The organism is Grimontia sedimenti, from assembly GCF_011045095.1.
In the GTDB taxonomy this organism is placed as follows: Bacteria; Pseudomonadota; Gammaproteobacteria; order Enterobacterales; family Vibrionaceae; genus Enterovibrio; species Enterovibrio sedimenti.
This window is the reverse complement of sequence record NZ_JAALDL010000003.1, coordinates 70,431-83,509: the sequence shown is the minus strand read 5'-3', so window position 1 is coordinate 83,509 and position 13,079 is coordinate 70,431. Positions and strand designations below refer to the sequence as shown.

Here is a 13,079-nt window from a genome sequence, read left to right as displayed (position 1 = left end):
ATAGTCGATCTGTCACCACTTTATCCCTTATGTGGCGCGTTATAGTCGTGTATATGCCTTCTTGGGCGCTCAACACAAACTTCATATACACCCCCAATTAGCCAGGGGCATCACCACTTAATAAGAACAATATCAACCACTGGAGATAAGCAATGACGTCAATCAACAAGCTTTCGGTCGGCCCCATTGTCGGTCACGTAGACGAAAACACGGCCCGTATATTTGGCCGTGCAGATCACCAGAAACTTGATAACGGACAGCCAAGACGAGCCTTTGGTGTAGCGCGAATACGCAAAGCTGGCAGTAGTTTTCGCTCCCCTTCCATCTTCAAAATGAACCCAAACTTCGATATGACGGGGATTGCCGTCTTTCAGGACTTAGAGCCTGACACCAAATACATCTATCAAGTTGGCTGGATCTTCTCTGATAAAGAACTCGATGAATTCAAAGCATCCACAAAGTGGGATTGGAAAGATGCAGACCAAGGCGAATTCCAAACCGCCAGCAACGATATCCATGCGCCAAAACAATTTGTCTTCGGCTCATGCCGTTACCTATTGCGCCTCTTTGGTGGAAGTTGGTTTGATAATCGTGGTGACAAAACATTCCGATCGATTTTAAAGCAGATGCAAGATGGGGAATCGGTCGACAGATTTTTGATGGTCGGCGACCAAATCTATGCCGATGACCTCAACTTTATCAGCCCCGATGAATGTGTCGACCAGTACCTTGCGCGTTATCGAGATGCCTTCAGCCAAAAACACATTCGAAAACTGATGAGCTCCGTCCCGACATACATGACGCTGGATGATCATGAAATTGAAGACAACTGGCCGAGCAAAGCCACTTCAAAAGACATGACGACCAAATACCCTGCTGCCATCCACTCCTATCAGATTTATCAAATGAGCCACAGTCCGCTGCTCTCAATTAATAACGATGGAAAGCTGTCTGGCTCAACAGAGCGTTATTACTATGCCTTCCAAGATGGCTGCTGTGATTTCTTCGTGACGGACACTCGCACTGAGCGGGACCCAGAAGATGGAGAGATGATAAGTGAAGCACAAATGGACGCACTGTTGGCTTGGTTGGCGGATGGCTCTGGACGCGTAAAATTCGTCGCGACCTCTGTCCCCTTCTTCCCGGACTTAAAGAAAGAAAACGACGACAAGTGGAGCGCCTACAGACAGCAACGCGACCAAATCATCAACTGCATCCGCGACAACAATGTACAGAAAGTCGTTTTTCTCGCGGGTGATGTCCACTGCTCCATGTCTGCTGAGCTCAATATCGCCGAACCGGGAGAAGCCCCATTAAACATCTACTCTATTATTTCTTCGGCCTTCTACTGGCCATATCCGCACATGAAACGGAGCAAGTTCAAACTCAAAGGCTCCGTTGCTTCTGCCACTGATGACAACGCCTATCCGTTAGGTGCCGTTTCTGATGTTTACTCGGGCGATAACTTCACCAAAGTGAGCGTGACTCAGGAGCGCATCCAAATTCGGGTTTACGAGCGCAAAGGCGATTTGAAAAGCACGATGGAATTTGTTTTCTAATTACCACTAAAACGCTTGGCTCGCATCACTCTGATTAACCACAAGGGATAATGTTGTCCCTTGTGGTTATTCAGCCAACGTCCGAAACCAATCAGCAGGTCTGCGCTTTCCGCCACCACTGGAACGGGCGAATATTTCGGTTCATCGCAAAGCCCGCGAAGAGAATGGCTAGCATACCGAGCGTCATCAGTGGCGTGATGGCATTGCCATAAACCAGATAATCCACCATCACGGTCGCGACCGGGTAAACATAGGCCAGCACCGCAATCATTGGGGTTTCCAGCTTCTGGAATGCGCCATAAAGCAAAATGTACATCACTGTCGTCTGCAAGAATCCCAACGCCAGCAACCAATACCAATGATCGCCTGCTGCCGGCACTTCCTGAACGGGCGCGAAAGTTGCCATCATTAGTGTACCGAGAGCTAAATGTACCGTTGCGATTAAATGCGGTTTGATATGACTTAACCGACGGGTGATCAAAGTGGTTATCGCATACAACACAGCTGCTACCATGGCGCTGCCAATCCCCCAGAGCAGGTTTTCGCTCCAACCACTGGAGAACGGATCCACAATCATCAGCACGCCGGAAAATGCCACCAACACCCAAAACCAGTTATGCGCTTCAAACCGCTCGCGCAAAAAAAGCGCTGCAATCAACAACACAAAAATGGGTTGGGTGTGATAAGCCACCGTCGTCATCCCAATCGGTGCAAAGCTGAAAGAGGTAAACAGAAAACACCAGTTCAGTACCAGAGTGACGCCACCAGCCAGCATCAACAGCCACTCTTTCCCCGTCACCTTCGAAGCATCGAGATAACCGCTTACCCAAGCGTAGAAACCGAGAAACATGAACCCAAACAGACAGCGATAAAACACCGCATTGAGCGCTGACTGCCCCGACTCATACACAAACACGCCGATGGTGCTCGAAAGCATCATCGCCAGAATCATTTCAACTTTACCGATAGTATTTGGCTGCATCATTTCGTCTCCTTGTGCTCGCTTCACCTGTGTGCGAGCATCATGAAGACGTTAACGGCAAAGCGCCTTTCGCGATATTTATCAAAGTTAACGGGCATTAAGCGCAGCTAAACACCTGCTATCGCAAAGGAAGACGAGGAAGAAAAATGGACGAGAGCAAGTTTCAGGATATTCCACCGATGAACGCCATGGTGTCGTTTGATGCAGTGATAAAAAGCGGCACCATCGCTGGCGCAGCGCAGATGCTTAACCTCACTTCTTCAGCTGTCAGCCAACGCATCAAACAACTGGAATCCTGGTTTCGTGCACCATTGTTTCATCGCAACGGAGGCAAACTGGAACTGACAGACATCGGCCGCCAACTTGCCGCCTCCAGCACCACCGCCTTTGACCAGTTGCTCGCCACCACTCATCAAATTCGTTCTGCCGCTGCCAGCAGTGAAATTACCGTGAGTGCCATTTCATCCTTCGCCTATTTACGATTGATGGAAGCCCTGCCCGACTTCTACGCCGCCTGCCCAGACCTCAGCCTGACGCTGGACGCCAACAACAGCAAAGTCGACTTCCGCGCTCAATCCCTCGATCTTGCCATTCGTTATACCTATCAGCCTTATGATGACGGCTTGGTATTCGAAAAAATCGCCGATGAAGAGATCTTCCCCTGCGTCAGCCCAGAATTGTTGGAGCGCGTGCAAAGCGACGATTTAAAAACCCTGCTCGACCACTCCGCCATGATTATCGATTCGAGCCCACAGTTGGTGAACGTCCAACCCGGTTGGCAGCAATGGCTCAGTAAATTCGAAAACTTCGATGTGGAAGGCTACAAAAGCCTAAGGTTCAACGAATACCAATACGCTCAAAAGACAGCCATTGAAGGACACGGCGTGTTGTTCGCCCGCAGCGTATTGGCAGAGTCCGCCATTGCCAGCGGAGAGCTGATAAGAATCGGCGAACACTCTATGCCTTCGGCATCCAGCTACTATTTAGTATCGAGAAAAGACGTGCCGCTAAAACCACCTGCGCGCGAGTTCGCCAAATGGTTCAGGGAGTGGTTTGAGATGAAGGAAGCCTGATGAAAGCACCCTCAATTGCCGACCTGATTGATGAGTTGGAAAGAGAAGTCAACAACGGCGAATTCGACCAATTCTTCTTCAATTCCGCGGGCGATTTCACCCAAGAAACCATTGCGGCGCTTGAATGTATCAACGCTCACCATACAGCAAACCTCTTAAAACAAGCCGCTATGCGGTTCCCCAAGAGAATGCCATCCAGAAACCGTTTTGAACGTCAGGAAGAATTAGAAAGTATCAGCGAAGGGTTCGGTGATTTAGACAACACCTTCTATGAATACACAGACGATATTTCAGGATTGTTGAAACAATATCAGTCGACAGACAGTAAGACGTAACGCGTCGCAAATATCCCTTCTAACCTAGCCGCAAGATGACCCCACTCGTACTTCAACCTACCAGTAAGTGACTATTTTTTAAGCCAAATCCATATTGGTGAAACCACACACAATATAGGTTTTTTATTATGAATCTCATCAACAACAAGCGCTTTTTATATGGCGCTATGCTTCTTACCACTATGCTCTTTGCGGTATTGATATCCCCGCTCGCACAGGCCGCTGATGGCATCAAAGGAAAGAATCTACTTCATGTTGCGAATTGGAAAGCGGCGACTGATAGTTTTGGCTCCAGCTTCCGCGCGGCAGACCCATTAATTCAAGATGGTGAGATTCAGGTAGAGTTCACTTTATCCGCCAAGCAGGAAGGGAAAAATTGGCCGTTTGTCGAAATAATTTGTGATACCGATACAGCGCTGTCTGGCGTGTCGGTGGTAGAAATTACTTACCGCTCAGAATCAGATGTGTCAGTGAAGTTCTCTCAATCAGACTTCGGCTCAAGTGGCGATGGTTCTTACGCTCACTATCAAACCGTTATCCCAGCTTCTGATCAATGGACGACGGTTCAACTGAACGCCGATGACTTCCAACAACCAAGCTGGGCGCCAGAAAGCACCAAGAAGATTGCACTGAACCTGGATAACGTTCAAGACATCTATCTCTCACCGAGACTGAACTTTGAAACCGGTGAAACCAGCAACATCTGGATTAAGAGTCTTCGCGTTTTGTAATCGCGAACACTATCCAACAAGAGTTAACAACTATGAACCAAAAACGCTGCCCATCAGTTTCTAAACGGGCAGCGTTTTGCTGTTCTGCTCTCAATCATCACGGCGCAGATAAATATTCAGCACAATCAACAGCAGCAAAAACAACGGGAAGCCGATAAAGCCAAACATCTTGCTGGTGTCGGCCTGTTCTTGAAATTCTGATTGAGTTCGATATTGATAAATCACGGTATCCGCTAACGCGATTTGCGCGATCATGTTCGACAGATGCGGATAACCGAAATACGGACATTGTGTAATGGAGACGGTCTGCCCTTTTCTGGCTTTCAGCTGATTTCTATCACCAGCCCAATAACCCAAGCTGCCTTCAATGGTCATAGAAAAAGTTTGCTGGCTTTTCGCCAAATCCAAAACATCTGTGTTTTTTGGGGTGCGGTAATCTCGCAGTTCATAGTCTGTGGTTTCGCACTGCTCTAGTGGCAAGTAGTCAGAAACCAGAATATGCGGCGTCGCGAGTGGATAAGAACAGATGGCGATACCTATCACCAACACAATCGAGGCCCCAAACCATAAAGGACTTCGTTTGTCTTTCGGTACACTGAACATCAGGTAGCTGACGATAACGCCAACCACCAATGAAACAATAATCAGCCCCACGTGTTACCCCTGCCCGTTTTCATTATCTCTTTGATCAATAGTCTAAATGCTAAACCAAGATCGAGTAGATGCAGGTTAGAAGATTCAGGCTGATGTCATTAAAACCGCCCTGCAACTTCTCTTTGTTTCAGGGATTTAAATGGTTTCAATTTCTTGAGTTCACGCGAAGGTTCTCGACAGGCGCTTTGACCCACAAAATAGAGAATGAAAAAGTGTCGGTATCAATTGAAGATGCCCCAATGCCCGAGGAAGACCCTGCCATGTTGAAAGAAGACGACTTTAAAATCGACCAAGAATTCTTCCACTTCCGCAAAGACCAATATGCGCTTTGGAAAATCAAAGATGCCAGAGTCAAAGAGCTCTCCCTGCTGGATAATCTGCTCTACATCTTCTTCTGGATTTGGATATTCTCCGGCGGTGTCTGGCTCGCCTACTCCCAGTTTCAGAACAAAGGTGTGCTGGGGTTGGCTCTTGTTTTGACTGGCTTAGGTGCATTATCCATCTTCAAGCGCGCCAAGTATTCCCTGCAATTAGAAATCAACCATGGTGACACTGCAGGTGTGCAGTGGGTGAATGTTAAAAAGACCAATAGTGAGGCTGAGAGATTGGTGTTGGAGAAGCAGGTGATGGTGATTAAAGAGATGAAAACGAGCTAATTGAGGCAAAGACTATAGTCATAGCAAGCCTGTTACATTACTTGAGGTAAAGGTCGATGGCTTAAAGCGGTTTTGCCCCATTTCGTGCTGGTGAAAGCTAACGGAATCCATCTCACCCCGAGAGTTTTCCATAGAATTTCTAATACTTGTCGTGAGGTGTATAGAAAATACCCATCTTTGTTGTAATTCTCGTTCCTGTTTCGGATTCTACTTATGATACCCTCATTAAAACAATCGCTTGTGCTCGAAATATGTACTAGTTGGAGGGCGTTTGAGCAGGTATATAACGCAAATTTGTTTAGTCTTCGCTGGCTTTTATCTTTTCGCTATTTTGTTTTCAGCAGTCGAGTCAAGTTCGCAGGACCTGATTTCGGTGCTCAACTCTCTTGGCAGTTTCGTTTCAGCTGGAGGAGCTTTAGCTGCCATTTTAGCAGTGATTCAAGTAGCTAGAAATCGAGAAGCTGATTCAAAGTATAATTCTAGCTTGGATATGATTACTCAAATCAATACCTACTTAGACGATGTTGTGCATTGCCTTTTTGACAATCATGGTAAGCCAAAAAACGACCGTGTTGAATGGATCCAAGCAGCTCGTGCAATTCTGGATAGTGAAGAACTCGCAAAACAAGTTCTCGTCATAGCAAAAAAATATGAGTTACCCGAACTGGAGACTCAGCTGAATGCAAAAATGAATAGAGTGAGGTTACACATATATAAGAATCTATGTGTTAAATCTGATAATCGAAGTGGCTCTTTACCTCCTTCATTTTTCTTTGGAGTTGCCGACTGGGAAGAAAAGTCATTTGAGGATGCGGAATACGAAGCCAACCGTTTAAACTCAATCTGCTACCGACACAATGGAAGGGAAGTTACCCCCATATGGGGAAGCACAGAACTTGATAAACGTTCAGTGTTTGTCGTAGGGCGCTTTATGATAGGGCATGGTCACCGTACATCTTTAGAGTCAATATCCGATGAATTGTATGGAGAAATACCTGAGTTTGGTCCTTACGAGGGAATGGCTATTTATCTTAAGGAAAGCACATAACAATAATGAACGGAACGTTTATCCGTGGAACAATTCTTCATGGAAATGTGGTGATATATGCGTTTCAATCAGTTTTGGTTAGTAAACGTTCGTTATTCTAACGTTAGTTTCTTGAAGAGTATCAAGTTTACATGGAGGTTTTATGTCTAATAAAAGATCTGAAGAAGACAATACAAGAACGACTGGCTCTGCCGTTGGCGGAGCAATATTGGGGGCATCTTTAGGTGGACCTTTTGGGGCAATTATTGGTGGTGTGATTGGCGCTGCTCTTGGCGAATCAGTCAACGATTCCAAACGAGCGGAAAAGAGAAAAACACCATCAAATAGTAATAAGCCAAAGGGAGGAAATCGTGGATAAAGTAATGCTTATTCCTTCTGCGATCTTGGGGCTACTTCTAGTTGTTTTATATCTATGTCGCTGCTTGAAAACTGGTACGGAGTTTAATCACGCAGTTATGATAAATAGCGTGTTTCAAGCAAGTGGTATCGTATGCGGTATTTTTTTGATTGCAGGTGTATTTTTTCCCGAAGCTAAGGAAATGATTTCAGGTATAGATATCTATATTTTCGTAAGTGGTCTCGCGGTTTTTGCCGTATCAGCACAAGGCTTTCATCGTGACGCTATACAGCCAACTAAAGAACGCGAAAATAGTAATGACCAAGTGCCAGCAGAAGAAAATAACTAATAAATAAGAATAAGTGTCGCGCAGTCGACACTTAATTTGGGTATTGAACAAGCCTGTCGCTGCCTTATTAAGTAAATTGCTCGGATGCGTACAGGAAGGTAGCTCGCCCCCATCCCAGAATGACAGGCGAGCGCAGCCCACCACCTTATCCCAATCTGAAGTTATCCGAAGCAGACTGATTCGATCGAAATCTCTAACTCAGAGATGTCCCAATCCAATTCAGAGCAATCTCGGCAACATGAATCAAACCAGAGCCAATAGGCATAAACGCTGAGTTCTAGCTTGACTCATTTAACGAGAACCATTGTTGTAAGGCTTCAGCGGTGACTTTAATGGCTTCATTTTTGCGGTCGGATTTACGGCTAATGATGTACCAGGTTAACGGTAACCCTTTTTTAGTGACTGACACTGGTGCCACCAGCGCTTGTCTTATCGAGCGTTTCAGCGCCCAGCGGGAAAGGATGCTCACGCCTAAATCGACGGCGATCATTTCTACAATGGCATCGGTCATTTCTACGACCTGCATGTGAGGAAGACGAATACCGGATGGACGGATAAAGCGTTCGTATTCAAAACCAGGAAGCGCGTCCAGACTGTAGGTCAGGTAATCTACATCCACTAAATCCTGCGCTTCAATCCAAGGTTTGGCGGTTAATGGGTGATTGGGGTGAGTCACCAGTACCAGCTCGTCTTCCATCAAGGTTTTGCAATCCAGTGCTGGGTTTTCTGAACGTGCAGGCGAAATGATGATGTCGGTTTTTCCGGTTATCAGCGTCGCTTCAGCTTCTCGTGTTGCCGCCGCCACAAAATCAATTTGCAGCTTTTCTCTGCTGAACGCGAGTGATTTCAGAAATCCCGGTACCCAGTGATAAGCGGAGTATTCTGCTACCCCAATCCGCACTAAATGACTGGCATCGGCGGCGGTGCGTTCGAATTCGTCTTCCGCCCGTGATAGCTCTGGCAGGATGGATGATGCTGTTTGGATCAATGCTTGTCCGGCGGGAGTTGGTTTGAGTCTTCGTCCTTCCCGCTCAAATATCGCACTACCCAGTCTTCGCTCCGCTTCTGCAAGGCGATGGCTCATGGCAGGCTGTGTGACGCCAATGGCGTCTGCGGCAGCACCTAGACTCCCGTATTTTCCAATCGCATCAAGCAACTGCCAGTGGCGGATCTCTAATCTCATGCATGCACCATATTTATGTATTTACAGAGTTATTCATTAATAATTCTACATAAAAACCACTAGCATTCTCTTGTTGTTGTTAGAAAGCATGACATGGCTTCTTAACAAAATGGTTCCTTAAAAGCAGGAGGGAAACAGATGATGGGCATTTGGATGGTATTGGCCGCTGCGTTGGGTTTTAGCTCGAACCCTTTACTGGCGCAGTTGCTGCTGAGTCAGGGGTTCTCGCCAAATACTGTTACCCTGTACCGCTTTGCTATTCCAACTTTCATTATGCTGTTGTTACTGAGAAAGCGTCCGGTGTTGGATGGCGAATTTCTGCGTTTTATCGCAGTGGGCGGTTTATCAGCCTTGGGCATGTTGGCTTTTATGTCGAGCCTCTCCAAGCTTGAGCCAAATACAGTTATCCTGACTTACTACGCCTACCCCATGTTCGCGATTCTGATTGGCTGGCTTTGCTTTAACAAAACCATGAGCCGCAACCGGATGATCGCGGCCATGCTAATTGCTATCGCCGTTTGCATTATGCAGGAATCAAAAGGCTTTGGAGCGTCTTGGCAAGATTTGCTGGTTTGCCTCGCCGCGCCTGTGTCGTTCGCCGTGGTGATCAACATGTTCTCACTGCCTGAAAAAATCACGACGCTACAGCCAGGATGTTTGCCGCTTTGCTGGGTCATATGGCGATTCTTGTGCCTGTAGCATTCGTCAGTCAGGAAACGTTTTCTGTCCCTTCCTCGTTTGACGAACTTGGGCTGATTCTGGCTCTCGGCGTGCTTTCCGCTGCCCTGCCCCAATACCTGTTTTCCAAAGGGGCACAGTTGGCCGATATGGAGCAGACCACCATGATTAGCAGTTGTGAAGTGGTGTTTGCTTTGGGTCTGGCTTGGGTTTTTCTGGGAGATGCAGTGAGCCTGAACGATATGATAGCTGCAACCCTGATTTTACTGGCAGGATTGATTCGCTATGAGGGAATGCCAACGCCAAGGGATGGTGATAATGCTAGGGATGAGTTCAGCAAAAAAGACAGCGCTGTTTTTATCCCAAAACGTTCAGAGAATCATTCAAGCTGATGTTTGCGCGTTTGAGGTCTTTACTGATTTCAGATAAAAAAATACCGCTCACTGGGAGCGGTATTGTCTGTACTCGTTCTAACTCGCTGTGGTGATTAAGCGATGTCGAAACGGTCTGCGTTCATCACTTTGGTCCATACAGCAACGAAGTCCTTCACGAATTTCTCTTTGCTGTCGTCCTGCGCGTAGATTTCTGCATACGCACGCAGGATGGAGTTTGAACCGAACACCAAATCAACACGGCTTGCGGTGTATTTCACTTCGCCGCTCTTACGGGAAACGATGTCGTAAGAGTTACGGCCTGTTGGTTTCCACGCGTAGTTCATGTCGGTCAGGGTCACGAAGAAGTCGTTACTCAGGGTGCCGACGCGATCCGTGAATACGCCGTGTGCAGAATCACCGTGGTTGGTGCCCAGAACACGCATACCACCCAGCAGCACTGTCATTTCTGGTGCGGTTAAGCCCAGCAGCTGTGCACGGTCCAGCAGCATTTCTTCTGGTGCGACCGCGTAGTGCTGTTTCTGCCAGTTGCGGAAACCATCTGCCAGCGGTTCCAGCACAGCGAAGGATTCCACATCAGTTTGTTCTGCGGTTGCATCACCGCGACCTGCTGCGAATGGCACTTCCAGTTCGAAACCAGCGGCTTTCGCAGCTTGCTCCACACCCAGATTACCCGCCAGAACAATCACGTCTGCGACGCTGATACCGAACTCGTCTGCGATTGGCTCAAGCACAGACAGCACTTTTGCCAGACGCTCGGGTTCGTTGCCCTGCCAGTCTTTCTGAGGCGCAAGGCGGATACGTGCGCCGTTTGCACCACCACGTTTGTCAGAGCCACGGAAGGTGCGTGCGCTGTCCCACGCAGTAGACACCATTTCACTTATAGACAGGCCGCTTTCTGCGATTCTCGCTTTCACAGCTGCAACATCGTAGTCCGCTTTACCTGCTGGGATTGGGTCTTGCCAAATCAGATCTTCTGCCGGTACATCTGGACCTACATAGCGAGATTTAGGCCCCAAATCACGGTGCGTCAGTTTGAACCAGGCACGTGCGAAGACTTCTGAGAAATAAGCCGGGTCAGCGTGGAATTTCTCCGAAATCTTGAGGTAATCCGGGTCGATTTTCAGCGCCATGTCCGCATCTGTCATCAATGGGTTATGACGAATGCTTGGGTCTTCGACATCTACCGGCTTGTCTTCTTCTTTAATATCGACAGGTTTCCACTGCCACGCGCCTGCTGGGCTCTTGGTCAGTTCCCACTCATGCTTCAAAAGCATATCGAAGAAACCGTTGTCCCATTGCGTTGGGTTGGTCGTCCACGCACCTTCAATACCACTGGTGACAGTGTCGCGACCCACGCTACGGGTCGTGTGGTTCTGCCAACCCAAACCTTGCTCATGGATATCTGCGCCTTCTGGCGCTGGGCCCAGATTTGCTGCATCGCCATTACCGTGTGCTTTACCTACAGTGTGGCCACCAGCTGTCAGCGCGACGGTTTCTTCGTCGTCCATACCCATGCGAGCGAACGTCACACGCATATCCTGCGCGGTTTTCAGAGGATCTGGGTTACCGTCTACCCCTTCTGGGTTGACGTAGATAAGCCCCATCATCACGGCAGCCAGTGGGTTTTCCAGATCGCGCTCGCCTTCTGCCGCGTAACGACCATTCTCACCACCGCTTGGTGCCAGCCACTCTTGCTCTGATCCCCAGTAGATGTCTTTTTCTGGGTGCCAGATATCTTCACGGCCAAACGCAAAGCCGAAGGTTTTCAGACCCATGGACTCATACGCCATGTTACCCGCCAGGATCATCAGATCACCCCAGCTGATTTTGTTGCCGTACTTTTGTTTGATAGGCCAAAGTAAGCGGCGTGCTTTATCTAAGTTGGCGTTGTCTGGCCATGAGTTAAGGGGAGCAAAACGCTGATTACCTGTGCTCGCACCACCGCGGCCATCACCGATACGGTAAGAACCTGCTGAGTGCCACGCCATGCGGATCATTAAACCGCCGTAGTGACCCCAGTCGGCAGGCCACCATTCCTGGCTTTCTGTCATCAGCGCTTTCAGGTCAGCTTTCAGCGCTTCTACGTCAAGCGTTTTGAGTGCCTCTCGGTAATCAAAGTCTTCACCAAGAGGGTTAGATTTGTTGTCGTGTTGGTGGAGGATGTCCAGGTTGAGCGCCTTCGGCCACCACGCCACGTTTGAGGTTCCGGTACTAGTCATTGCGCCATGTACCACAGGACATTTTCCTGATGTATTGTGTTTATTTTCCATAATCCCGCCTTTTGTTTATTGTCACTGTTGGTTTAAAGGTAGTCTTGCTACTTACCTCAGCAATGCATCAAAAATAATCCCTTATTGATAATGGTAACAATTGCTTTTTCCTATACCTGCAATTGGCTTGATCTATGTTAATTTTTAGAGGGGTTTTGGACACTTTCAATACACTGTATTCGTTAGTTTTCTGTCGTAAAGGAAGTGCTGCTTACTTAGGCAGTGGAGAGTGTGAGTGGGTGTTTGGAGCTGGTCTGTGCAGGTGAAAGCGAGTAAAAAATTGGATGTTGAGTGAAAGGCCGCTTCACGAAGAGCATGAAGCAGCCAATGGCATTATTTATCTACGTCATTTATCAATGTCGCCAGCCACACCTTCATGTGAAAGATCGCCTGAAAGCTCTGCTTGGATTTCTGCCAGGCTTTCTTTTTCAGCGGCTACGATTTTGCCACTGACTGCATCAACTTCCACTTCGTAAGCTTGCTCGCCAGATCTGACAAACACGTCCCACTGGGTGTCTGGCTCGTCAAAGCGGATGCCCAGTACCTCAACACCTACTTCCGCCAGTGCGGCTTTGATTGCCGCTTCTTCAGTAATAACTTTGGCGTCTGCTGCGTAGCTAGAAACGCTGAATGCGCCCACAGAAGCCAGAAGTGCACTACCTAAGATCAGTTTTTTCATTTTGTCTGTCCTTAATTCCGTTTTAATTAAAGTACCTTGCCTCATGAGATGTTGAAGGTTTGAGTTCCTGAGAGCGCCTTCAGCAAAAATGGACAATGCCTCGTATCAACAATGGCAGACTAAATGACGTGGTGTGAAAAAAAAGTGAAA

The 13,079-nt window shown here is 47.8% G+C and carries 15 protein-coding genes; 10 read left to right on the top strand and 5 right to left on the bottom strand.

Features of this window, described 5'->3' with window-relative positions:
• Nucleotides 1-152: 152 nt before the first annotated feature.
• Nucleotides 153-1,559 carry an alkaline phosphatase D family protein gene (locus tag G5S52_RS05730; protein ID WP_165012192.1) on the top strand — a complete coding sequence of 469 codons (1,407 nt, stop codon included), beginning with the start codon at nt 153-155 and terminating at the stop codon, nt 1,557-1,559.
• Nucleotides 1,560-1,650: 91 nt separating this feature from the next.
• Here the strand turns inward: G5S52_RS05730 and G5S52_RS05725 are convergent, their stop codons facing one another.
• Entirely contained in the window at nt 1,651-2,544 is an 894-nt protein-coding gene (locus G5S52_RS05725; protein ID WP_165012191.1) for a DMT family transporter, read from the bottom strand.
• A gap of 143 nt (nt 2,545-2,687) precedes the next feature.
• Between G5S52_RS05725 and G5S52_RS05720 the strand changes: the two genes are divergently transcribed.
• From G5S52_RS05720 to G5S52_RS05710, 3 genes are all read left to right on the top strand, one after another.
• Nucleotides 2,688-3,614 carry a LysR substrate-binding domain-containing protein gene (locus G5S52_RS05720; protein ID WP_165012190.1) on the top strand — a complete coding sequence of 309 codons (927 nt, stop codon included), beginning with the start codon at nt 2,688-2,690 and terminating at the stop codon, nt 3,612-3,614.
• The gene (locus G5S52_RS05715; RefSeq protein ID WP_165012189.1) at nt 3,614-3,949 is read left to right on the top strand and encodes a DMP19 family protein; all 336 of its coding nucleotides are present in this window, start codon (nt 3,614-3,616) and stop codon (nt 3,947-3,949) included. The genes G5S52_RS05720 and G5S52_RS05715 overlap by 1 nt, the downstream gene beginning before the upstream one ends.
• 128 nt (nt 3,950-4,077) lie before the next feature.
• A complete protein-coding gene (locus tag G5S52_RS05710; RefSeq protein WP_165012188.1) occupies nt 4,078-4,680 on the top strand; it encodes a hypothetical protein in 603 nt (200 codons plus the stop codon).
• Nucleotides 4,681-4,770: 90 nt separating this feature from the next.
• On the opposite strand, the gene G5S52_RS05705 is transcribed toward G5S52_RS05710, so the two are convergent.
• Complete coding sequence (locus G5S52_RS05705; RefSeq protein ID WP_165012187.1) at nt 4,771-5,334, bottom strand: hypothetical protein; 564 nt, start codon at nt 5,332-5,334, stop codon at nt 4,771-4,773.
• A gap of 212 nt (nt 5,335-5,546) precedes the next feature.
• On the opposite strand from G5S52_RS05705, the gene G5S52_RS05700 reads away from it, so the two are divergent.
• The 4 genes from G5S52_RS05700 to G5S52_RS05685 all read left to right on the top strand — a co-directional run bounded on the left by G5S52_RS05700 (nt 5,547) and on the right by G5S52_RS05685 (nt 7,724).
• Nucleotides 5,547-5,990 carry a hypothetical protein gene (locus G5S52_RS05700; protein ID WP_165012186.1) on the top strand — a complete coding sequence of 148 codons (444 nt, stop codon included), beginning with the start codon at nt 5,547-5,549 and terminating at the stop codon, nt 5,988-5,990.
• 271 nt (nt 5,991-6,261) lie between these two features.
• Nucleotides 6,262-7,038, top strand: a complete 777-nt coding sequence (locus G5S52_RS05695) for a hypothetical protein (RefSeq protein ID WP_165012185.1) — start codon at nt 6,262-6,264, stop codon at nt 7,036-7,038.
• Between the two features lie 142 nt (nt 7,039-7,180).
• The gene (locus G5S52_RS05690) at nt 7,181-7,396 is read left to right on the top strand and encodes a DUF456 domain-containing protein (protein WP_165012184.1); all 216 of its coding nucleotides are present in this window, start codon (nt 7,181-7,183) and stop codon (nt 7,394-7,396) included.
• Nucleotides 7,389-7,724 (top strand): threonyl-tRNA synthetase, encoded by a 336-nt coding sequence (locus G5S52_RS05685; protein ID WP_165012183.1) that lies wholly within the window; start codon nt 7,389-7,391, stop codon nt 7,722-7,724. The genes G5S52_RS05690 and G5S52_RS05685 overlap by 8 nt, the downstream gene beginning before the upstream one ends.
• 277 nt (nt 7,725-8,001) lie before the next feature.
• Here the strand turns inward: G5S52_RS05685 and G5S52_RS05680 are convergent, their stop codons facing one another.
• On the bottom strand, nt 8,002-8,907 hold the full coding sequence (locus tag G5S52_RS05680) for a LysR family transcriptional regulator (RefSeq protein ID WP_165012182.1): 906 nt from the start codon (nt 8,905-8,907) through the stop codon (nt 8,002-8,004).
• A 138-nt stretch (nt 8,908-9,045) separates the two neighbouring features.
• Here G5S52_RS05680 and G5S52_RS05675 point away from each other — a divergent pair, with 138 nt between their 5' ends.
• Together G5S52_RS05675 and G5S52_RS05670 are read left to right on the top strand one after the other, a co-directional pair.
• Entirely contained in the window at nt 9,046-9,606 is a 561-nt protein-coding gene (locus tag G5S52_RS05675; RefSeq protein WP_165012181.1) for an EamA family transporter, read from the top strand.
• The gene (locus G5S52_RS05670; protein WP_165012180.1) at nt 9,597-9,977 is read left to right on the top strand and encodes an EamA family transporter; all 381 of its coding nucleotides are present in this window, start codon (nt 9,597-9,599) and stop codon (nt 9,975-9,977) included. The genes G5S52_RS05675 and G5S52_RS05670 overlap by 10 nt, the downstream gene beginning before the upstream one ends.
• Nucleotides 9,978-10,072: 95 nt before the next feature.
• Here G5S52_RS05670 and katG read toward each other — a convergent pair whose 3' ends face one another.
• Together katG and G5S52_RS05660 are read right to left on the bottom strand one after the other, a co-directional pair.
• Entirely contained in the window at nt 10,073-12,250 is a 2,178-nt protein-coding gene (gene katG / locus G5S52_RS05665; RefSeq protein WP_165012179.1) for a catalase/peroxidase HPI, read from the bottom strand.
• A 346-nt stretch (nt 12,251-12,596) separates the two neighbouring features.
• Entirely contained in the window at nt 12,597-12,929 is a 333-nt protein-coding gene (locus G5S52_RS05660; protein ID WP_165012178.1) for a PepSY domain-containing protein, read from the bottom strand.
• Between the last annotated feature and the right edge of the window lie 150 nt (nt 12,930-13,079).